Origin of the sequence: Chitinimonas sp., assembly GCF_036568685.1 — a bacterium.
Classification (GTDB): domain Bacteria; phylum Pseudomonadota; class Gammaproteobacteria; order Burkholderiales; family Chitinimonadaceae; genus Chitinimonas.
In genome coordinates, this window is sequence record NZ_DATCSC010000113.1 from 15,024 (window position 1) to 36,405 (window position 21,382).

20 protein-coding genes and 2 tRNA genes are annotated in these 21,382 nt (G+C 64.8%); 12 read left to right on the top strand and 10 right to left on the bottom strand.

The window, feature by feature from the left end; translation table 11 throughout:
• Positions 1 to 121 precede the first annotated feature (121 nt).
• Positions 122 to 883 carry a substrate-binding periplasmic protein gene (locus VIM95_RS15900; protein WP_331987639.1) on the top strand — a complete coding sequence of 254 codons (762 nt, stop codon included), beginning with the start codon at positions 122 to 124 and terminating at the stop codon, positions 881 to 883.
• Between the two features lie 325 nt (positions 884 to 1,208).
• On the opposite strand, the gene secA is transcribed toward VIM95_RS15900, so the two are convergent.
• On the bottom strand, positions 1,209 to 3,929 hold the full coding sequence (secA, locus tag VIM95_RS15905; protein WP_331987642.1) for a preprotein translocase subunit SecA: 2,721 nt from the start codon (positions 3,927 to 3,929) through the stop codon (positions 1,209 to 1,211).
• Between the two features lie 155 nt (positions 3,930 to 4,084).
• The gene (locus VIM95_RS15910) at positions 4,085 to 4,996 is read right to left on the bottom strand and encodes a M23 family metallopeptidase (protein WP_331987645.1); all 912 of its coding nucleotides are present in this window, start codon (positions 4,994 to 4,996) and stop codon (positions 4,085 to 4,087) included.
• Between the two features lie 39 nt (positions 4,997 to 5,035).
• Here VIM95_RS15910 and VIM95_RS15915 point away from each other — a divergent pair, with 39 nt between their 5' ends.
• Positions 5,036 to 5,485, top strand: coding sequence for a DciA family protein (locus tag VIM95_RS15915; RefSeq protein WP_331987647.1), 450 nt, complete (start codon positions 5,036 to 5,038; stop codon positions 5,483 to 5,485).
• A gap of 39 nt (positions 5,486 to 5,524) precedes the next feature.
• Here VIM95_RS15915 and waaA read toward each other — a convergent pair whose 3' ends face one another.
• Positions 5,525 to 6,778 (bottom strand): lipid IV(A) 3-deoxy-D-manno-octulosonic acid transferase, encoded by a 1,254-nt coding sequence (waaA, locus tag VIM95_RS15920; RefSeq protein WP_331987649.1) that lies wholly within the window; start codon positions 6,776 to 6,778, stop codon positions 5,525 to 5,527.
• Complete coding sequence (waaC, locus tag VIM95_RS15925) at positions 6,775 to 7,746, bottom strand: lipopolysaccharide heptosyltransferase I (RefSeq protein WP_331987651.1); 972 nt, start codon at positions 7,744 to 7,746, stop codon at positions 6,775 to 6,777. Before waaC ends, waaA begins: the two co-directional genes overlap by 4 nt.
• Positions 7,747 to 7,935: 189 nt before the next feature.
• Here waaC and VIM95_RS15930 point away from each other — a divergent pair, with 189 nt between their 5' ends.
• Positions 7,936 to 8,709, top strand: a complete 774-nt coding sequence (locus tag VIM95_RS15930) for a glycosyltransferase family 2 protein (protein WP_331987653.1) — start codon at positions 7,936 to 7,938, stop codon at positions 8,707 to 8,709.
• Positions 8,706 to 9,680, top strand: a complete 975-nt coding sequence (locus VIM95_RS15935; RefSeq protein WP_331987655.1) for an NAD-dependent epimerase/dehydratase family protein — start codon at positions 8,706 to 8,708, stop codon at positions 9,678 to 9,680. The genes VIM95_RS15930 and VIM95_RS15935 overlap by 4 nt, the downstream gene beginning before the upstream one ends.
• A 52-nt stretch (positions 9,681 to 9,732) precedes the next feature.
• Here the strand turns inward: VIM95_RS15935 and VIM95_RS15940 are convergent, their stop codons facing one another.
• From VIM95_RS15940 to VIM95_RS15955, 4 genes are all read right to left on the bottom strand, one after another.
• On the bottom strand, positions 9,733 to 9,909 hold the full coding sequence (locus tag VIM95_RS15940) for a hypothetical protein (protein WP_331987657.1): 177 nt from the start codon (positions 9,907 to 9,909) through the stop codon (positions 9,733 to 9,735).
• A gap of 276 nt (positions 9,910 to 10,185) precedes the next feature.
• A complete protein-coding gene (locus VIM95_RS15945; protein ID WP_331987659.1) occupies positions 10,186 to 11,391 on the bottom strand; it encodes a hypothetical protein in 1,206 nt (401 codons plus the stop codon).
• Between the two features lie 96 nt (positions 11,392 to 11,487).
• Positions 11,488 to 11,563 (bottom strand) — tRNA-Lys (locus tag VIM95_RS15950).
• Between the two features lie 21 nt (positions 11,564 to 11,584).
• A tRNA-Lys gene (locus VIM95_RS15955) sits at positions 11,585 to 11,660 on the bottom strand.
• A 123-nt stretch (positions 11,661 to 11,783) separates the two neighbouring features.
• Here VIM95_RS15955 and gloA point away from each other — a divergent pair.
• Positions 11,784 to 12,188 carry a lactoylglutathione lyase gene (gene gloA, locus VIM95_RS15960; protein WP_331987661.1) on the top strand — a complete coding sequence of 135 codons (405 nt, stop codon included), beginning with the start codon at positions 11,784 to 11,786 and terminating at the stop codon, positions 12,186 to 12,188.
• Positions 12,189 to 12,238: 50 nt separating this feature from the next.
• Entirely contained in the window at positions 12,239 to 13,411 is a 1,173-nt protein-coding gene (gene nhaA, locus VIM95_RS15965; protein ID WP_331987663.1) for a Na+/H+ antiporter NhaA, read from the top strand.
• Positions 13,412 to 13,473: 62 nt separating this feature from the next.
• Here the strand turns inward: nhaA and VIM95_RS15970 are convergent, their stop codons facing one another.
• Together VIM95_RS15970 and VIM95_RS15975 are read right to left on the bottom strand one after the other, a co-directional pair.
• Positions 13,474 to 14,166: a thiol:disulfide interchange protein DsbA/DsbL gene (locus VIM95_RS15970; protein WP_331987666.1), complete on the bottom strand. Its 693-nt coding sequence runs from the start codon at positions 14,164 to 14,166 to the stop codon at positions 13,474 to 13,476.
• 37 nt (positions 14,167 to 14,203) lie between these two features.
• Positions 14,204 to 14,890, bottom strand: a complete 687-nt coding sequence (locus VIM95_RS15975) for an SPOR domain-containing protein (protein ID WP_331987668.1) — start codon at positions 14,888 to 14,890, stop codon at positions 14,204 to 14,206.
• A gap of 159 nt (positions 14,891 to 15,049) precedes the next feature.
• Here VIM95_RS15975 and argH point away from each other — a divergent pair, with 159 nt between their 5' ends.
• The 6 genes from argH (at position 15,050) to VIM95_RS16005 (ending at position 21,192) form a co-directional block, all read left to right on the top strand.
• Positions 15,050 to 16,441: an argininosuccinate lyase gene (gene argH, locus VIM95_RS15980; RefSeq protein WP_331987670.1), complete on the top strand. Its 1,392-nt coding sequence runs from the start codon at positions 15,050 to 15,052 to the stop codon at positions 16,439 to 16,441.
• On the top strand, positions 16,441 to 16,899 hold the full coding sequence (locus tag VIM95_RS15985; RefSeq protein ID WP_331987672.1) for a GNAT family N-acetyltransferase: 459 nt from the start codon (positions 16,441 to 16,443) through the stop codon (positions 16,897 to 16,899). Before argH ends, VIM95_RS15985 begins: the two co-directional genes overlap by 1 nt.
• 77 nt (positions 16,900 to 16,976) lie before the next feature.
• A complete protein-coding gene (gene hemB, locus VIM95_RS15990; protein ID WP_331987674.1) occupies positions 16,977 to 17,981 on the top strand; it encodes a porphobilinogen synthase in 1,005 nt (334 codons plus the stop codon).
• A gap of 68 nt (positions 17,982 to 18,049) precedes the next feature.
• On the top strand, positions 18,050 to 19,993 hold the full coding sequence (locus VIM95_RS15995) for a diguanylate cyclase (protein WP_331987676.1): 1,944 nt from the start codon (positions 18,050 to 18,052) through the stop codon (positions 19,991 to 19,993).
• 69 nt (positions 19,994 to 20,062) lie between these two features.
• Positions 20,063 to 20,344 (top strand): YkgJ family cysteine cluster protein, encoded by a 282-nt coding sequence (locus tag VIM95_RS16000; RefSeq protein ID WP_331987678.1) that lies wholly within the window; start codon positions 20,063 to 20,065, stop codon positions 20,342 to 20,344.
• 137 nt (positions 20,345 to 20,481) lie between these two features.
• Positions 20,482 to 21,192: a hypothetical protein gene (locus tag VIM95_RS16005; RefSeq protein ID WP_331987680.1), complete on the top strand. Its 711-nt coding sequence runs from the start codon at positions 20,482 to 20,484 to the stop codon at positions 21,190 to 21,192.
• The last annotated feature ends 190 nt before the right edge of the window (positions 21,193 to 21,382 follow it).

Consider the following 21,382-nt stretch of genomic DNA (forward strand, 5'->3'; position numbering starts at 1 on the left):
ATTCGTAGCTCGGGGCCAAGGCCACTCCTAGGCAGGCGCGGTGCGCCGGCCAGAGGTTAGCGCCAGGATACCGTCTGCTGCTATAACGGGGTTCTGGGAGACAATCAGAAAGGCTGCCGACATGCTCAGGCTGGGGGGATGGTGTGGTCTGTGGTTGCTGGCGAGCAGCGCTGCGTGGGCCGAGCTGCCACCCTTGCGTACGGCTGCCCAGGAAGGCTCCAACCCCAAGTTCGTGGTCTTGCCGGACAAGCGCGTCGGCGGCATCTGCATCGAGCTGCTGGCCGCCTTGACCAAGACCGATCCGCAGCTGCGGTTCAGCGGCCAGCAGCAGATCTACCCGCTGTCGCGCATAGAACGGATGCTGGAGATGGATGAATTGGACCTGGCCTGCGCCCTGGTGCAAACACCAACACGCTCGAGCAAGTTCCTGGTGGTGCAACCGCCGGCCTATGAGGCGGCCTACGGCTTTGCCATCCGCCGCGGCGATACCGCCCGGCCGGCGAGCTGGGAAGAGCTGATTCGCCTCGGGGATGACAATACCGTCCTGCTGGTGGCCGGCAGCGGCGTGGCCGAGGCGCTGCGGCAGCGCAGCGATATCAGGATCGACACCTCGGGCAGGACGCCGCAGCAGAACCTGGCCAAGCTGATCAACCACCGCGGCCGGGTGTTCTACTACCGGCTGCAGAGCATGCGCCGCGAAGTCGAGCACAGCAAGCTAGGTGGGCAGATCGAGGTACTGCCCTATGTGGTCGACACCTACGCCTTCCACCTGATGCTATCCCGCCGCCAGCCCCCCGAGGCGAACACCCGCCTGCACAACGCCCTCTTGCAACTGCAGGCCAACGGCGAACTGGCCGCCATCATCAACCGCTGGCAGCCCTGAAGAATCCAATTCCGAATACAGCAAAGCCGCCCCAAGGGGCGGCTCTGTACATAGAGGCTGAGCGACAACGCGCCCAAGGAATCACATTCGGCCATACGGAGCGCTGACGAGCGTCAGCGAGGCTCCACCCTCGCAAGGAGGACGCCGTGGCTGTAAGCCCCTGAAGGGGCAACAACCACGCAGTCGCGGCGGCGAGGGCGGGGGGAGTGGATGCGATAAAGGGATCGCCGCAGTATCCGCGCCCACAAATGCAAAGCGCCCGGGTTTCCCGGGCGCCTTCACTGCAACTATCTGTCACGCACAGCTTGCTACTTCAAACAGGCGATCAGGCAAGCTTCCCGTGGCAATGCTTGTACTTCTGGCCCGAACCGCAGGGGCAGAGGTCGTTGCGGCCGACGTTCTGGTACTGGCCGCTCGGTGCTGCCTGGGCCGGTTGCTGGTCGGCGGGAGCATTGGCGGAGGCCAGGGCCTCTTCGTAGTCGGCGTGGTGGAACTGCATCTCGGGCTCGTCGTGCTGCTCCAGGGCGGCGACGTCTTCCTGCGAGCGGATCTGCACGGTCATGACCAGCTGTACCACCTCGCGACGGATGCGCATCAGCAGGTCTTCGAACAGCTCGAAGGCTTCGCGCTTGTATTCCTGCTTGGGGTTCTTCTGGCCGTAGCTGCGCAGGTGGATGCCCTGGCGCAGATGGTCCAGCGAGGACAGGTGCTCGCGCCAGTGCTGGTCGAGGACCTGCAGCATCAGGGCGCGCTCGAAGTGACGCATCACATCGGCACCGACCGCTTCGGTCTTGGCGTTGTAGAAGTCGCGGGTGGCGGCGACGGCGCGTTCCTTGAGTTGCTCGATCTCGAGCGTACTCTCGTCCTTGAGCCATTGCGCGACGGGAATATCCAGTTGCAGCTCGGCGAGGGCCTTCTCCAGGCCGGCAGCGTCCCACTGCTCTTCCATGCTGCCCGGCGGCAGGTATTGATCGACCAGGTCGCTGATCACGCCGTCGCGGAGGTTGGCGATGGTTTCGGAGATGTCGGTCGATTCAAGGAGGTCGTTACGCTGGGCGTAGATGGCCTTGCGCTGCTCGTTGGAGACATCGTCGTATTCGAGCAGTTGCTTACGGATATCGAAGTTGCGGCCTTCGACCTTGCGCTGGGCGTTCTCGATGGCGCGGCTCAAGAGACCGGACTCGATGGCTTCGCCCTCGGGCAGGTTGAGGCGCTGCATCAGTGCGCCGATGCGCTCGGCGGCGAAGATGCGCAGCAGCTGGTCTTCCATGCCCAGGTAGAAGCGGCTGGAACCCGGGTCGCCCTGGCGGCCGGAACGGCCACGCAGCTGGTTATCGATACGGCGGCTCTCGTGGCGCTCGGTACCGATGATGTGCAGGCCACCGGCGGCGACCACTTGGTCGTGCAGCTGCTGCCACTCGGCGCGCAGCTTCTCGATGGCGGCGTGCTTGTCGGCTTCCGACAGGCTCTCGTCCGCTTCGACCAGCTTGATCTGTGGCTCGACGTTACCGCCCAGCACGATGTCGGTACCACGGCCGGCCATATTGGTGGCGATGGTGATCATGCCCGGACGGCCTGCTTGCACGATGATCTCGGCTTCGCGGGCGTGCTGCTTGGCGTTCAGCACATTGTGCGGATAGCCGGCAGCGGTCAGCTGGTTGGACAGCAGCTCGGAATTCTCGATCGAGGTGGTACCGACCAGCACCGGCTGGCCGCGGTCCTGGCAGCCCTTGATATCGGCCAGGATGGCGTTGAACTTCTCTTGCGAGGTGCGGAACACCTGGTCGTTCATGTCCTTGCGGACCATGGGACGGTTGGTCGGGATGATGACCGTCTCGAGACCGTAGATCTGCTGGAATTCGTAGGCTTCGGTGTCGGCCGTACCGGTCATGCCGGACAGCTTGTTGTACATCCGGAAGTAGTTCTGGAAGGTGATCGAGGCAAGGGTCTGGTTTTCCTTGTTGATCGTTACGCCTTCCTTGGCTTCGACGGCCTGGTGCAGGCCTTCGGACCAACGGCGGCCGGCCATCAGGCGGCCGGTGAATTCGTCGACGATGATGATCTCGCCGTCCTGCACCACGTAGTGCTGGTCCTTGTGGTACAGCGCGTGGGCACGCAGCGAGGCGTACAGATGGTGCATCAGCGCGATATTGCTGGCGGCATAGAGACTGTCGCCCTCGGCGATCAGGCCGGCAGCGACCAGCAACTGCTCGGCATGCTCATGGCCTTGCTCGGACAGGATGACCTGGTGGGCCTTCTCGTCGACCCAGTAGTCGCCCTCGGTGCTGTCTTCCTTTTCCTGGCGGGTCAGCTTGGGCGCCACCAGGTTCATGCGGGCGTAGATCTCGACGTTGTCGTCGGCCTGGCCGGAGATGATCAGCGGGGTACGGGCTTCGTCGATCAGGATGGAGTCCACCTCGTCGACCACGGCGAAGTTGAGGCCACGCTGCACGCGCTCCTCGACGGTGTACACCATGTTGTCGCGCAGGTAGTCGAAGCCGTATTCGTTGTTGGTGCCGTAGGTGATGTCGGCGCCGTAGGCGGCACGCTTCTGCTCCGAGGGCAGCTGGCTGAGGTTGATGCCGACGGAGAGGCCCAGGAAGTTGTACAGCTTGGCCATGATGTTGGCGTCGCGCTGGGCCAGGTAGTCGTTGACCGTCACCACGTGCACGCCCTTGCCGCTCAGGGCATTGAGGTAGGCGGGCAGGGTACCGACCAGGGTCTTGCCCTCACCGGTGCGCATTTCAGCGATCTTGCCGTCGTTGAGCGCCATGCCGCCGATCAGCTGCACGTCGAAGTGACGCATGTTCATGACCCGGCGCGAGGCTTCGCGGCAGACGGCAAAGGCTTCGGGCAGGATGGATTCCAGCGATTCGCCCTTGGCGATGCGTTCCTTGAAGTGGGGGGTCTTGGCCTGCAGATCGGCATCGGACAGGGCCTGCATCTGGCTTTCCAGCGCATTGATCTGCCGGACCTTGACGCCGTACTGCTTGAGCAGCCGGTCGTTGCGGCTACCGAATACTTTCTTCAGGAGGGAAGAGATCATGGTGTTTCCAGAAGACCCTGCGGGCCAAACTCTATTTAGGTGCGCAAAAACACGGCGGACCGGGGGTAACCGATCCGCCGTGCAGTCTCAATTCCATCGAACCTGCCTGGATCGCCCCGGTGATGTGGGGGCTATCAGACAGATTGCAACCAGCTTCAATCTGCAGCCACGTTGACCGTGGTGGGCTTGGCGGCGAGCTGCAGGAAATACAGCGGGTTCTGTGGCACGCCTTTGTAGCGTATCTCGAAGTGCAGATGGGGCCCCGTAGAGCGCCCGGTACTGCCCAGCAAGGCCACCTTCTGACCCACCTTGACCTGCTCGCCTTCCTTCACCAGCAGCTGCGAGGTATGCGCGTAGCGGCTGATGATGCCATTGCCATGGTCAATCTCGAGCATATTACCATACTCGGTATGCCACTCCGATTTGAGCACCTTGCCGCCGGCGGCGGCGTAGATGGGGGTGCCGACGTCGCCCACGAAGTCGATGCCTTCATGGAAGGTCTGGTGGCCGGTGAATGGGTCGATGCGCCAGCCGTAAGGCGAGGAGCGCACGCCGGCGGCGGTGGGCAGATTGGCCGGTGCCTGGAAGGCATTGAGCTTGCGCTGGTTCAGGATGGTGTCGAACAGGTCGTACTGGTCGATGGCGCCCTCGATCTTGTCATTGGCACCACTGACCAGTTTCTGCAGCTCGGCCAGCGCCAGGGTGTGCTGCGGCAGGGACGAGATGGCTCCGCCCTGCGGGGCCGCCACATTGCTCTGGAAGGGCTTGGCGTCAATGCCGGTGCGGTCGGCCACCCGCTTGGTGAGGCCGTCGAGCCGCACCAACTGGGCCTGCATCTGTCCCAGGCGCACGGCCAGCAGGTCGATCTGCCGCTGTTGCGCCACCGGGGTTCCGGGTAGAGTCGGCAGCGAGATGCCAAAGGGCCGGGTCAGGTTGTAGGTGGCCCAGCTGGCGAGCGTCAACAGGCCCAGGAGGGCCAAGCCGCAGAAGATACCGACCAGCCAGAGGTGGCGCGGACCCAGCGTCACCGCCCGTGACAGGCGGTTGGAGACTAAAATGATATTCATGCCTACTGATATAGCCTCGTTGCAGCCGACTGCCTAGCCATGAGTACGCGCCCCTTCCAAAGCTTCCTCCACTCACCCGAGCTGGTACGCCTGGCGAAGCAGGCGGCCGAGCAGCGCCAGCTGGAAAAGCTGTGGCGCTCAGCCCTGCCGGCCGGCTTTGCCGGCCTCAGCGAGGCGGTAGGGATTGAGGGGGAGTGCCTGACGGTATCGACCCGCAGCGCGGCGGTGGCGAGCAAACTCAGGCAGATGGAGGCACGTCTCGTGCTGCAACTGAATGATAAGGGCTTGAAAATTAATGCAATTCGTTGCCGAATACAAGTCGAACGTCATACCCACGAGAAAATAAAGCCGCCCAAGAACCTGAATATCAGCCCCAAGGCACTGGCCACCATCCAGGCTGCAGCCGAGCAACTACCGCCTTCGCCACTGCGCGAAGCGCTGGACGCCTTGGTGGCAAAGCGGATTCGAAACCCCGCCAGCAAGGACTAGCGGGGCTTTCGGCAGGCCGCCTGGCAACCTGCTCACCCCTCACGGCAGGGCGGCCACGACCCGCTGCAAGGCCCCCCGATGGCTGGCCACAAAACGCAGGCCGGCCTCACCCATGGCTTGCCGTGCCGCAGGCTGGGCCAGCAGACGACCCACTTCCACCAATACGGCATCGGCATCCGGCAGTTGCAGGGCCGCGCCCTGGGCGACGGTGTCGCGCACCGCGTCGGCAAAATTGAAGCTGGACGGCCCGAGCAACACCGGCACACCCTGGGCGCAGGGCTCGATCACGCTGTGGCTGCCCAAGGGCACCAGGCTGCCGCCGACAAAGGCCAGCTCTACCGCCGCATAGTAGGCGGCAAGCTCACCGAGGCTATCGCCCAGCAGCACCTGTACCTCCGCCGGCAAGGGCGCCTCTGCCGACCACTGGCTGCGCCGCAGGGTGCGCAGGCCAGTCTGCGCCAGCAGGGCGGCGACTTCGTCGAAACGCTGCGGGTGGCGGGGCACCAGCACCAGCAGGACATCCGGTGGCAGCTGCGCCCGTGCCAGTGCGGCCAACAGCAAGGGCTCCTCGCCCTCGCGGGTGCAGGCGGCCGCCCATACCGGGCGATCGCCAAACAGGCTGCGCCAGTGCCGGCCGCGGGCCAGCACGGCTTCGTCGAGCTGCATATCGAACTTGATATTGCCGGCCACCTCAGGCGCAACGGCACCGATCTCGCGCAGGCGGGCGGCGTCGGCCTCGCCCTGGGCCAGCACGCCGGCGAGGGTGGCCATGGCCGGGCGGATCAAACCGCCGACCTTGCGGTAGCCGCGTAGCGACTTCTCGGACAGGCGCGCGTTGACGAGGTAGAGCGGCACGCCGGCCTCGGCGGCGCCATGCAGGAGATTGGGCCAGATCTCCATCTCCATCAGCACGCCGAACTTGGGCCGGAAGTGGCGCAGAAAACGGCGTACCGCGAAGGGCAGGTCATAGGGCAGGTAGGCCACGGTGACCTTGTCGCCGAACAGCTCGCGGGCGGTGTCGCGGCCAGTGGGGGTCATCTGGGTCAGGAGGATGGCATGGTCCGGGTGTCGGGCCTGCAGCGCGCGCACCAGGGGCACGGCGGCGCGGGTCTCACCGACCGAGACGGCATGCAGCCAGATCACGGGGCCTTGCGGGGACGGCAGGTAGCGCCCCAGCCGCTCGGCCCAGTGCTGGCGATAGGCCGGTTGCTTGCCGCCACGCCGCCACAGATAGATAAAGGCCAGCGGCAGCGCCAGATACCAGGCCAGGGTGTAGAGCAGGCGCCGCATCATTGCGCCCGGACGGGCTGCTGCAGGGCCTCGGTCACCAGCGCCTGCACATCGGCCAGCGGCGGTTGCTGGGCCAGGCCGCCGATATTGCGCGAGAAGGTGCGGGCGGTGGCGCCGGCGTGCTCAAAGGTGGAATCGCAGAAGATGCCCACGGTGGGGATGTCGACCGCCGCCGCCATATGCATGAGGCCGGTATCCACGCCGATGGCGAGGCGGGCGTCGGCCAGCAGGCGGGCCGCCTCCACAAGGCTGAAGCGTGGCGGCACCAGGGCGAAGTCGAGCGCGGCGGCAAGCCGTTCGGAGCGGACCTTCTCGGCTTCATTACCCCAGGGGAAGACCGGTCGCAGGCCTTGTGCATTGAGCCAGCGACCGAGGGCGATCCAGCGCTCCTCCTCCCACAGCTTGGCGTCGCGGGCGGTGGCGGTCAGGCAGACCACGTAGGGGTCGGCCGGCTGCCAGGGCAGGCGCTCGGCCGGCGGCACGATGCCGTAGTCGAGCAGGCCTTGTGGCTCATAGCCCAGCGCCCGGCCGGTAAGCTGGCGGGCGCGCTCGATCACATGCAGCCGCGGCACGTCGATGGGGCGGTCGTAGAAGAAGCTCGACAGCGGGTCGCGCGCAGTCTTACGGCTGTAGCCGGCCAAGGGCGCGCCGCTGAGCTTGCCGACCAGGGCGCTCTTGATCAGGCCTTGCGAATCGAGCGCCAAGTCGTAGTGGGCAGACTGGATGGTGTCGCGGAAGGCGCGGATCTCGGCGCGATTGTCCTTGGACCAGAGCCGCTTGCGCCAGCGGCGCAGGGCGAAGGGGATGATCTTGTCGATGCCGGGGTGCAACCCGGCCAGACCTAGGTAGGCCTCCTCCACCACCCAGTGCACTTCGGCCTCGGGGAAGTGTTGGCGTAATTCGGTCAGGGCGGGGAAGTTGTGGATGATGTCGCCCATTGAGGACAGGCGAATAAGCAGGATTTTCGGCATGCCGTATTTTAGGGCCTGGGCCCGGGCTTGTGTTTGTTGATGATTTCGTGGGTTACAACCCTTAGATGATGCGCCCAAGAAACCGGAACGCTCGTCGCGCCTCGGATTGCCTTTGCCGCGAAATGCGGTGTCATCAACGGCGCCACAGCCTGCTGCCCGATAGCGTGGTTTCGCCGCTACAATCGCGGCATGAACAAGCCCGCCCTTTCCCTGGTCCTGATTACCCACAACGCCGCCAGCCAGCTGGCCCAGACGCTGGAATCGGCGCGGGCCTTGGCGGACGATATCGTGGTGCTCGATTCTGGCAGTGAGGACGATACCGTTGCGCTGGCTGAGCGCTACGGTGCGCGGGTGACGCACCAGCCCTTTTTGGGTTTTGGACCGCAGAAGCGGCTGGCGGTAAGCCTGGCCCGGCATGACTGGGTGCTGTGTCTGGATGCCGACGAGCGTTTGACGCCGGAACTGGCGCAGAGCATTGCCGCCGCACTGGCCGCGCCAGACAAGGCGGCCTACCGCTTCGCCCGCCGCAATCGCTTCTTTGGCCGCTACCTCAAGCATGGCGAGGCCTACCCGGACTGGTGCCTGCGGCTATTTGACCGCCGCCGCGCCAACTGGAGCGAGGACATGGTGCACGAGACGGTGCGGGTGGTTGACGGCGCCACCGGCACCCTGGCCGGCGATCTGCTGCACGATTCGGCCGAAGAGCTGGGCCACTACCTGCAAAAGCAGAACCGCTACACCGATATCCAGGCCGACAAGCTGTATGCCGCCGGTAAGCGGGTGGGAGCCCTGAAGCTGATCGGCTCGCCACTGGTGCGCTTTATCCGCTACTACGTGTTCCGCCTGGGCTTTCTGGATGGCGCCGCAGGCTTTGCCCATATCGCCATTGGCAGCTTCTTTGCCTTTGTGAAGTACGCCAAGCTGATCGAGCGCTGGCGGCAGGGTGGGCCAACGCCGCGATGAAGGTGCTGCTCACCGGGGTGGCGGGCTTTATCGGCATGCATACTGCGCATGCCTTGCTCGATGCTGGCCACACGGTGCTGGGCATAGACAACCTGAACGATTACTACCCGGTGGCGCTGAAGCTGGCACGGCTGGATACCCTGCGTCGACGGGAAGGCTTTTACTTTCGCCAGCTCGATATTGCCGATGGCGCAGGGTTCCAGGCCTTGCAAGCCCACGAGCGCTGCGAGGCGGTAGTGCACCTGGCGGCGCAAGCTGGAGTGCGGCATTCGCTGATGGCACCTGAGCGCTATGTGCAGTCCAATCTGGTGGGCTTTGCCAACCTGTTGGAAACCTGCCGGCAGACACCGGTGCAGCACCTGCTGTATGCCAGCAGCTCCAGCGTCTACGGCAATGGCACGGCGCTGCCCTACCACGAGGATGCCGACACCGACCATCCGCTGAGCCTCTACGCTGCCAGCAAGAAAGCCAACGAGGCGATGGCCCATGCCTATGCCCACCTCTACGGCCTGCCTTGCAGCGGACTACGCTTCTTTACCGTCTATGGCCCCTGGGGCCGGCCGGACATGGCGCCCTGGTTGTTCACCGAGGCCATGCTCAAGGGCGAGCCCATCCATATCTACAACCACGGCCAGCTGCAACGCGACTTTACCTATATCGCCGACGTGGTGGCCGGCATCGTCCGGCTGCTACCGCTGCCGCCCGAGCCGGTTGCAGGATCGCCCCCCTGGCGGGTGCTCAATATCGGCAACCACCAGAGCGTGCCGCTATTGGAGATGATCGCCACCCTGGAGCGCCTGACCGGTCGGGAAGCGATCAAAGAATGGCTGCCCATGCAGGCCGGGGATGTGAGGGCCACCTGCGCCGACAGCTCGGCGCTGACCAAGCTGACCGGCTATGCGCCGGCGACACCGCTGGCAGAGGGACTGGCGCACTTCGTGGCCTGGTACCGCGAATATCACGGTCTGTAAAACAAACAAGCCCGGCACTAGGCCGGGCTTTCTCATTCTGCGGAGCAGGTTTTTACCACAGCTCCTTGGGGGCGCTCGCGGACTCGAGCAGATCTTCGAGCCGGCGGCGTACTTCGCGTTTGTGTTGGCGTTGCTTGAGGTGTTGCTGCTCGGTGGTAGCCGGGGTCTTCATCAGGGCCGACAGGGTGGCGTCGGTGGAGGGTTCCATGGTGCGGATGTGCTTCTGCATGCGTCGCTGACTCCTGGATAGATGAGTACGGTACCTGCGCCGGCCGCGGTCGCCCGCGTGATCTCCCGGCTGGCCGTCAGAAAGTTTCGCCCAGCTTGCCCGGCTGCTCAAGCGCAGCCGCCGGAACAGTGGCGGCAGTGTTGCGATTCGCGCACGGCGCCACCGACCTCATTTAAACCGTGTTGTGTTACAACCCTTGCAGCATGAGGCCCGGATGCCTGAATCAGGCCGGGCGGGGCGTCGCTTTTATGCACCCGGTGCCAAAACCGGCCGCCCTCAGAAGTGCCAGCGTAGCGCCAAGCTTAGGCTGTCATCACGGGCGCGCACCGGCAGGCCCAGTTGCGCGCGCGCCGGCCGCTGGCTGAACACGCGCAGCCATTCGGCCATGAGTTGCCAATCGCGAGCCAGGGCATGGCTGTAAGACAGGGTCAGGGCGTGGCCGTTTTCATCGTTGTTATCAAATGGCAGGCGGTCATCCTGGCGGGTCATGAAATGGTCGTAACGGACAGCCAGCCTGTCCTCACCCAGTCTGCGCGCCAACAGGGCATACCAGGCGCGGAAGTCGAGGTAGACCAGGCGCGGGCCGGTGTTGGTATCGCCACGCATGACCTGGCCCAGCAGCTCCCAGTCGGCATCCGGCCGGTACTGCAGCCCCAGATGGTCAAAACGGGTCCGCCAGGCCCACTGGCCGCCCTGGACCACCGTTGGATCGGCACGGTTGTCATAGTGCAGGGCGCTCAGATTGAGCCGGCCGGCGTAGCCGTATTGCAGCCCCGCGTAGTAGCCGTAGCGGCCATCCATTTCGCGGAAGTTGTCGAGCCTGGCATCCTGCCGCAGCGATTCATAGATAGGCAGGGGCGGTAGTGGCAGGGTTTCGCTCAGGCCGGTGATCCGGTCGCCCATGGCCCAACCGCGCCAGGCCAGGAGGGTGCCGGCCGGGTCATTGGCCTTGAAGAGGGCCACGGTGAGACCGAAGTCGTGCGGCGAGCCGACGAAGATGCCGGGGCGGGACAGGCTGTATTCCAACCCCAGGGTGCGGAATTCCTCGCCCAACCAGCTATTGATGGCCGAGGCAGAGAGGGTGCGGGTGGTGGTCCAGCCCGGACCGTCGTGCTCCAGGCTGAGCGCCGGGAAGAAGGCGCCAAGCTTGAAGCGGCTGCGCCAGGGACCGCTGGGCATGGGCTTGTAAGCCAGCCAGGCCTCGCTCAGGTCTATGCCATGGCGGCGGTTGTCGGCGGCGTCGATGACCACCGCGCCGCTGAGCTCGTCGAAGAGCTCGGTGCGGCCAACCAGCACCGCCTGACCAAGCCGCAGACCATCATGGCGATCGTCCCAGCGCTGCTTGCCCATGCCGGCCTCAAGCCAGCTCGGACTGGCGCGGGCCGAGACGGCGCGCAGATCGAGCAGGCCCTCCCAATCGGCCAGGACAGGGGTGGCGAGCAAGACGGCAAGCGATAGCCACAGCGTACGGACGGGGGGCATGGCAGGCCACAAAGGATAGGGTGGCCTACTGTAGGCTGGTCGGGCGCAGAAAAGCAAAAAAGCCGCAGCGATTACGCTACGGCTTTTTCTGGATTTTGGTGGGGCGTCACAGATTCGAACTGTGGACCTACGGATTAAGAGTCCGCTGCTCTACCAACTGAGCTAACGCCCCGATGTACTACTCGGTTCCCCGTGGTGGGTCGTGCGGGACTCGAACCTGCGACCAACGGATTAAAAGTCCGCTGCTCTACCAACTGAGCTAACGACCCCTGAGGAGCCGCGCATTATAGCGACTTGCTTTCCGGCGTCAAGAGCTTCGTTGCAAATCGTGGGGAACATCGTGCGGTGCGGTTAAACTAACACCCTTGTTCCCCCTTCATTGGAGTCCCTGGATGCGTATTTTGCACACCATGTTGCGTGTAGGCAACCTTGATCGCGCAATTTCTTTCTACACCGAGGTACTGGGCATGCGCCTGTTGCGCCGTCACGACTACCCGGAAGGCCGCTTCACGCTTGCGTTTGTGGGCTTTCAGGACGAGGCCGACGGGGCCGTGATTGAGCTGACCCATAACTGGGATACCGAGGCGTACGAGCTGGGTAACGGCTATGGTCATATCGCCCTCGAAGTGGACGACGCCTACGCAACCTGCGATGCGGTGCGTGCCCGCGGCGGCAAGGTGACGCGCGAGGCGGGCCCGATGAAGCACGGCACAACCGTGATTGCCTTCGTCGAGGACCCGGACGGCTACAAGATCGAGTTCATCCAGAAAAAGACGATCGCGTCGGCGAAAGACTGATCGCGCCACACGGCACCAACAGCGTGCCTGTTTATACAGCCTGAGGAGGAATGCCTTTGCTGAGCAGCATCCAGAAGTTCATCCACCACGAATCGGCCGGCGGCATTGTGCTGATGTTGGCCACCTTGGCGGCCCTGTTGGCGGCCAACGGGCCCTGGGCGGCGGACTATGCCCAGTTGTTGGCGCTGCCGACCAGTGTGCGCCTGGGCAGCTTCGCGATCGATAAGCCGCTGCTCCTGTGGGTGAACGATGGGCTGATGGCGGTGTTCTTCTACCTGGTGGGGCTGGAGCTCAAGCGCGAGCTCCTGGAGGGCGAGCTGGCCGAGCGGCGGCGGGCCATGTTGCCGGCCATTGCGGCCATCGGCGGCATGCTGCTGCCGGCGCTGATCTATGTGGCCTGCGCCTGGCAGGACCCGGTGGCGATCAAGGGCTGGGCCATCCCGGCCGCCACCGACATTGCCTTTGCGCTGGGCGTGCTGACGCTGCTGGGCAACCGGGTGCCGGCAGGGCTCAAGGTCTTCCTGGTGTCGCTCGCCATCATCGACGACCTGGGCGCGGTGCTGATCATTGCGCTGTTCTACTCGCACGGCATCAGCCTACCGGCCTTAGGCCTGGCCGCGCTGTGCCTGGCGGGCTTGTGGCTGTTGAACCGCCGTGGCGTGACCAACTGGCTGCTCTACTTGGCGGTGGGGCTGGTGCTGTGGGTGGCAGTGCTGAAGTCGGGCGTGCATGCCACCCTGGCCGGCGTGACGGCAGCCTTCTTCATGCCCTTGCGGGCGCAGAACAGGCATGGTGAATCGCCACTGCGGGCGCTGGAGGAGGGCATGCACAGCTCGGTGGCCTTTCTGGTGCTGCCGGTGTTCGCCTTCTTCAATGCCGGCGTGCCCTTGGCCGGCCTGAGCCCTGCCAGCCTGTTGGAGCCGGCCCCCTTGGGCATTGCGCTGGGCCTCTTTCTGGGCAAGCAGCTGGGTGTGCTGGCCTTTGCCTGGCTGGCGGTGAAGTCCGGTCTGGGCCGGTTGCCGGAGCGCGTGGGCTGGCGCGAGATCTATGGCGCGGCGGTGCTGTGCGGCATCGGCTTTACGATGAGCCTGTTTATCTCCGGCCTGGCCTTCGAGACCGCCGAGCCACAGCTGATGATCACCAGCCGGCTGGGCATCCTGGCCGGCTCGGTCCTCTCGGCAGTGGCGGGATACCTGCTCCTGGCAAGGCAGTCCAAGGGCTGAAGCCTGAACATAAAAAAAGCGCCCCGTGGGGCGCTTTTTCTTTGGGTCCAACTGCAGCGGGCTTACTTCTTGGCCGGCTTGGCAGCGGCGGCCGGGGCGGCTGCGGGCTTGGCAGCCGGGGCAGCGGCGCGTTCCTTGGCGATCAGCTCGTTGATCACCTGGAACAGCTTGGCTTCGTCGCCGGTCTTGCTCGGCGAGGTCTTGTACTTGCCGTTGACGATGAAGTTGGGCACGCCATCGATACGGTAGTCGCGGGTCAGCTGGCCGGCGCGGTTGAGCCCGCTCTGGGCGCCGAAGGACTTGTAGGCGGCTTCGAACTGGGCACGGTTGACACCTTGCTTGGCCACCCAGTCGAACAGGGTCTTCTCGTCACGCAGTTCGATGCCGTCCTTCTGGATGGCGTTGAAGACCTTGGGGGTCAGGGCGTTGACCTGGCCCAGCGCCTTGAGGGCGACGAAGACCTTGGCGTGGCCTTGCATGTCGGAGCGGCCATCCCACATCACGTGTTCGCGGCGGAACACCACGTCCTTGGGCAGGGTGGCTTCCCAGGCTTCGACCTTGGGTTCCAGGTGGTAACAGTGCGGGCAGCCGTACCAGAAGAATTCGATCACCTCGATCTTGCCGGGGGAATCGGTCGGCATGACCGTCGGCAGGTAGTCGAAATCAACGCCCGGGCGGACCTCGGCGTGGCTGCTGAGGGCAGCCAGGGCGAGGCCGGTGGCGAGAAGGCGGGCGAACAACTTGGCGATCCGCATGCAAAGCTCCTGGTGTATTGTCGTGTGGTTATGGCGCTTATTGCTTCACCAGCGCCGAATCGATGCCATTGACCTTGAGCTGGGCGCGGACACGGTCGATATCGTCCGCGCTGGCCAGCGGGCCGACCCGCACCCGGTGCAGGAGACCCTTGCCGGTCACTTCGCTGGTCTGGATGGTCGCTTCCATGCCCAGCAATGCCAGCTTGGCCTTGAGGTTGTCGGCATCTTTCTCGGTCTGGAACGCGCCGACCTGCAGGTAGCTGCCCTTGGCGGGCTGCACCGTGGTCGGCGGTGTGACATCGGCCGGTTTGGCAGTCGTACCGGCTTTCGGTTCCCCGCCGAGCTCAGGCAGCATGCGATAGAAGTCGAAGCGGTCGCCCTGCTGGGGCTGCGCCTGCGCCGGCGCATTGGCGGCAGGCTTGCCATGCGGGGCCGGTGGCACGGCCTCGACCGGGGCTTGCTTGCTGCCGCCGCTGGGCGCCATGACCTCGGGCGGACGGGCGGTAGACGGTGCGGCAGGCTGCGGCGCCGGGTTGGCGGGTGCCTTGCTGCCGAAGGGATTGGGTGTCTTGTTCAGATAGAGCGCGGCCGCCACCGCGATGGCGACGCCCAGGCAAAGACCGATGATCAGGCCGGCAAATACCGAGCCGCCCCCACTGCTGCCACCGCTGCGCTTGCCGCTGGCGGCGGGTTTCCTGCCGGAATTTTTATAGTCCTTGGCCATGTTCCACTCTGGTGCAGCGCGGCCTGGGCCACGCGAATCGGCGCATTATAGCCAGCTAGCATGAATCCCCGCTGACTTCTGCAAGTCTTTGTCGCACTGCGGCAAAAGTACCGATTGCCCTATAATCGCGCCATCGCACCAAACTTGGAACCTGCGTTCATGCAAGACGCTACGCCTAAGGCCTGGTCGGGCCGCTTCTCCGAACCGGTCGCCGAACTCGTCAAACGCTACACCGCCTCGGTGTTTTTCGACAAACGCCTGGCCGAATTCGACATTCAGGGTTCGCTCGCGCACGCCCAGATGCTCCAAAAGGTGGGCGTGCTGTCGGCTGCCGACCTGACCGCCATCACCGATGGCATGAGCACCATCCTGAGCAAGATTCGCGATGGCAGCTTCGAATGGTCGCTGGACCTCGAAGATGTCCATATGAATATCGAGAAGCGCCTGACCGACCTGATCGGCGACGCCGGCAAGCGCCTGCATACCGGTCGCAGCCGCAATGACCAGGTGGCCACCGATATCCGCCTTTGGCTGCGCCACGAGATCGACGGCCTGGTACTGCTGGCGCAGGATCTGCAGCGCGCGCTGCTGGAACTGGCCGACAAGCATGCCGAGACGGTGATGCCGGGCTTTACCCACCTGCAGGTGGCCCAGCCCATCACCTTTGGCCACCACCTGATGGCCTATGTGGAAATGCTGGCCCGCGACGTGGAACGGCTGACCGACGTGCGCCGCCGTGTGAACCGCCTGCCGCTGGGCTCGGCTGCCCTGGCCGGCACCAGCTACCCCATCGATCGCGAGTTCGTGGCCCGTCAGCTGGGCTTTGACGAGGTCTGCTACAACTCGCTGGACGCCGTGAGCGACCGCGACTTTGCAATCGAATTCACCGCCGCCGCCGCGCTGGTGATGACGCATCTGTCGCGCCTGTCGGAAGAGCTGGTGCTGTGGATGAACCCGCGCTTCGGCTTTATCGACATGGCCGACCGCTATTGCACCGGCTCGTCCATCATGCCGCAGAAGAAGAACCCGGACGTGCCCGAGCTGGTACGCGGCAAGACCGGCCGGGTGAACGGCCACCTGATGTCGCTGCTGACCCTGATGAAGGGCCAGCCACTGGCCTACAACAAGGACAACCAGGAAGACAAGGAGCCCTTGTTCGACACCGTGGACACGCTCGCGGCCACCTTGCGCATCGTCGCTGACATGATGCGCGGCGTGGTGGTGAAGCCCGAAGCCATGCGCCGGGCGGTGAAGCAAGGCTATGCCACTGCCACCGACCTGGCCGACTACCTGGTCAAGAAGGGCCTGCCCTTCCGCGATGCGCACGAGGCCGTAGCACTGGCGGTGCGCTATGCCGGCGAGCAGCGCAAGGACCTGGCCGAGCTGAGCCTGGTCGAGCTCGGCACCTTCTCGCCGCTGATCGGCAACGATGTGTTCGACGTGCTGACACCGGAAGGCTCCTTGGCCAGCCGCGACCATGTGGGCGGCACCGCGCCGCGCCAGGTGCGCTTGGCCATCGCCCGGGCACGGGCACGACTGGGCGACGCCTGATGCTGAGCTGGCGCTGGGCCACGCTGGATGAACTGACCGCCGCCGAGTGGCATGAAGTGGGTGTGCTGCGGCAGGCGGTCTTTATCATCGAGCAGCAGTGTCCCTTTCCGGATCTCGATCATATCGACCCGGAGAGCCGCCACCTCTTGGGCCGCAATGCCGCTGGCGAACTGGTGGCCTATCTGCGCCTGGTGCCGGCCGGCTACAAATACCCCACGCCCTCGCTGGGCCGGGTGGTGACCGCCGCCACGGCCCGCGGCACGGGCAGCGGCAAAGCGCTGATGCTCGAGGGGTTGGCGGAACATATGCGCTGCTACCCCGGTCAACCGAACACCATAGGCGGTCAGGCCTATCTGCAGGGCTTCTATGAATCGCTGGGCTTTCGGGCCATCAGCGACATCTATCTTGAAGATGATATAGAGCACCTCGATATGGTCTGGCAGGCCCCGGCTCCCTGAACCCTTCGCTGCGGTAGCGCAGGAGGGCTGGGTGGCCGCAAGCTCACCCCCATCCCCGCAAGACAAGGACTTCCCGCATGCACGCCAACCGTCAATTCCCCAGCTACCGTCCCCGCCGCATGCGCCGCGACGAATTCTCCCGCCGCCTGATGCGCGAGAACGTGCTGAGCAGCAATGACCTGATCTGGCCGGTGTTTGTGCTGGAAGGGCAGGGCAAGCGCGAGGACGCGGTGGGTTCGATGCCCGGTGTGGTACGCATGAGCCTGGAGAGCCTATTGCCGCGCGCCGAGGAGGCCTTGGCGCTGGGTATCCCGGCCTTGGCGCTGTTCCCGGTGATCCAGAGCCCCAAGACCGAGGGTGGCGAAGCCGCCTACGACCCCGAGGGCCTGGTGCCGACCGTGGTGCGGGCGCTGAAGTCGCGCTTCCCTGAGCTGGGCATCATCACCGACGGCGCGCTCGACCCTTACACCAGCCACGGCCAGGACGGGCTGATCGACGCCAGCGGCTATGTGATGAACGACGAGACGGTGGCGGTGCTGGTCAAGCAGGCGCTCTGCCATGCCGAAGCCGGTGCCGACGTGGTGGCCCCCAGCGACATGATGGACGGCCGCATCGGCGGCATCCGTCAGGCGCTGGACGCTGCCGGGCATATCCATACCCGCATCATGGCCTACTCGGCCAAGTACGCCTCCAGCTATTACGGCCCCTTCCGTGACGCGGTGGGTTCGGCCGGCAATCTGGGCAAGGGCAACAAGTACAATTACCAGATGGACCCGGCCAATTCCAACGAGGCGCTGCATGAGGTGGCGCTGGACCTGCAGGAAGGCGCCGACATGGTCATGGTCAAGCCCGGCTTGCCCTATCTGGACATCGTCCGCCGGGTGAAAGATGAATTCCAGGTACCGACCTATGTCTACCAGGTCTCCGGGGAATACGCGATGATCAAGGCGGCGGCCCAGAATGGCTGGCTGGACGAGCGGGCCGTGGCGATGGAGGCCCTGACCGCCATGAAGCGTGCCGGCGCCGATGGCGTGCTGACCTACTTTGCGCCGCAAGCCGCACGCTGGCTGCAGGAACGCTGACCCACCGGCAGCGCGGCGGGGGGATTTCGCCCCCTATACTGGTGGCAACCCAACGCGTGACGAAGGCCATGCCCGGTTTCTCCCTCCGCCTCACCTCGACGAGACCGCTGCGGCAAGACATTCCGGCCTTCGTCGCAGCCCGCCGCAAGCTGTTGTCGTGGCTAGGACTGGCGGGGCTGGTGGTGGCGGCGTTGATCGCTTGGGAGCTGCACCAGTCTCATCTTGATGCCCGCAATGCCTCGCGGCTGGCGGCGCAAAACCTCTCCGCCCTGCTCAAGGAGCAGCTGGACGGCGCCTTCCGTGAAACCGATCTGGTGCTGCGCGACCTGGCAGGCAAGGTCGACCCGCAGCTACTGGCCCGGTTGGGCAAGCTGCCGGCCAATGAGCAGCGGCTGCTGCGTAATCTGCTGGACGAGAAACTGTCCACCCTGCCGCAGATCGACGAGATGTCCTACCTCTCGGCCGACGGGCAGCTGGCGCTCAATACCGACCGGCTGCTGCCGGCCAACCCGGCGCAGCGCCAGCTCTGGCTGCAGCTCAGTGACAACCCTGGCCTCGAGTTGGCCTTCTCCAAACCGGTGAGCCTGCCCGGCAGCCAGGACATGGGCTTTGTGGTGGCGCGCCGCATACCCGGCCCCGACGGCAAGCTAGGCGGCGCGGTGCTGGCAACGGTGACGCTGGAGTACTTCAACCAGCTGGCCCGCCAGCTGCAAGCCCCCGAGCGGGGCGCCTTTGCGCTGCTGGATATCAACCTGATCCTGGTGGGCCGCTACCCGGAAGTGGAGGGAGGGATAGGCAAGCCGATCAACAATGCCAAACTGATCGACGAGTGGGTGAACGGCCGCAGCAGTGGCTATACCGTGTTCGTCTCGCCCTATGATCAGGTCGAGCGCGGTGTCAGCTTCCGACGGCTGGAGAACTTCCCCTTCCTGGTGATGGTCGGCTTGCCGGAAAACAGCTACCTGGCTGACTGGCGGCTCAAGGCCGGTGCCTATGCGACTGCCTACCTGCTCTTGATGCTGTTTGGGGTAGCCATGGCCTGGCGCGGCTGGCGTGAGGCGCAGTTGGCGTTGGCAGTGCAGCTCAGCACCAGCCGCATGGCCGAACGCGACGGCCATATCCTGCGCGCGCTGGAGACCATCTCACGGCCCTTGCTGCTGCTGCGCGCCAGCGACGACACCATACTGCACGCCAACCAGGCTGCCGAACTCCTGTGCGGCAAGGCACCGGGCACCCTGAGCGGGCTATGGCTGCCCAGCCTCTACCTGCGACCCGAACAGCACGCCGAGGTACGCGAGCAGCTGACCGAGCGGCAGGCGATCACCGCCTACGAACTGCGCTTTATCCGCCGCGACGGGCAGAGCTTCTGGGTGGAGATGTCCGGCTCGCCGATCGAATACCAGGAGCAGCCGGCCTACTTCCTGAGCCTGCAGGACATCAGCGAGCGCAAGGCCACCCAGGAGACCTTGTGGCGCAAGGCCACGGTGGACACCCTGACCGGCATTGCCAACCGCGGCTACTTTCTGGAGCGGGCCGAACAGGAGTGGTACCGGGCGCGCCGCTACCAGCACCGGCTGTGCCTCCTGCTGCTCGATATCGACCACTTCAAGCAGGTCAACGACAGCTACGGCCACGACGCTGGCGACCTGGTGCTACGCGCCTTTACCGACCGGCTGCGCAACGAACTGCGCGAGACCGACGTGTTCGGTCGCGTAGGTGGGGAGGAGTTCGCCATCCTGCTGCTGGAAAACGACGACGCCCGGCTGCACCAGGTGGCCGAACGCCTGCGCACAGCCCTGGCAGCCGAGCCCATCCTGCTGCCCAGTGGAGCACCGCTCTATGTGACCGTGAGCATAGGCAGCGCGCACTGCCAACCGGAAGAAATGGATATCGAGGCACTGATGAAGCTGGCCGACCGGGCGCTCTACCAGGCCAAGCACGCAGGCCGCAATCAGGTGGTCTATTTCGATGCCTCGCATGCCGAGAGGCAGGCCGGGCTGCCTGATGCCTGAGAAGAGACTGATTTACTGTAGAATCAAGGATTTGCCAGATCTGCCGCCTTACCATGCGGCCCCAGCACCATGAGCCTCACCTGTCGCCCCGGCTGTGCCGCCTGCTGCACCGCCCCCTCCATTTCCAGCCCCATCCCCGGCATGCCTAACGGCAAGCCGGCCGGCGTACCCTGCATACAGCTCGACGAAGACCTGCGCTGCAAACTCTTTGGCGACCCACGTCGCCCAGCCGTGTGCGGTGGCTTGCAGCCGGAAGTAGAGATGTGCGGCAGCAACCGTGAGCAGGCCATGCACTACCTGGGCTGGCTGGAGCGAGAGACGGGTAGCGCCGGGATACTGGTGCGGATCTAACACCCGCGTGGAGCGCGGTCATGCTGGTCGTGAATTTTCCCCCACGCCGGGCGTGTACGGTCGCATGGATCGCGTATAGGGTGGCGAGCGCTTGCTGCTTGGCGGCAGGGCCCCTCGAATAAGCGATCCCATTCCTTATGCTCCTGAACCGCGACCACGCCGTGCGCACGCTGGCACTGCTGACCTGTACCGCCGCACTGAGCGGCTGTGCCTCCGGCATACCCGATCGCATGCCCCCACCCTTGACCATCCGCGCCGTGGGCGATGCGCCACCCGCCCGGCTGATGCTGCAGCAGACCGAGCACATCGAACTGGCCTTTACCCCGGAAGGCAACCGAGAGTCGATCAAGTCGCGCGACTACCGCTATTACCTGGAGAGCCAGGACGGCCAGACGGTGGCGCTGCCTTTTCTGGATGCCAAGCGGGCCGACAGCGACGCCAAGATCGACCACTTGGCCTATAGCGCCACCAATGCCTGCTGGGTGGCCAGCACCGTCAGCCCTGGCATTCACGAAGTCCATATTGAGGGTGTGTTCGGCTGGAAAAGCGTCGACGACCAGTACGCCCCCGCCACCATCCGCGTATTCAAAGCGGACAAGCTGATCAACAGCCGCAAGTTGGAAGTCTGCAACCCTGGCCCGCAGAAGAACCCCAAGATCCAGTACGACCCTGAACAGCTAGCCCTGCGCTTCTGTGGCAAGCAGGGCACCATGCGCTACGTCCCCATCACCCGTACCCTCACCGTCGAAGACCCGACTGCCTGCTGCCCCGCACCACCTGAGCGCTTCTACTACGGCAACAACCGTAAGCATGAACAGTTCTTCGAGCTGAGCAAGGACACGCGATAGTCACCAGCCTTGGTGACAAAGTCGAAGGAAAATACGGCGCAATGCCCTCCGGGGATTGCGCCCTTGTATTGTCACACCTGACGGAGTAGCGCTCCGTCATCGAGTCCCGGACGCCGTTTGCGCCCTTGAACAGTCAGTTCGCTCCGTAGATCCCACGCCGGGACTCATCCTTCAAACTTGCTAGATATCG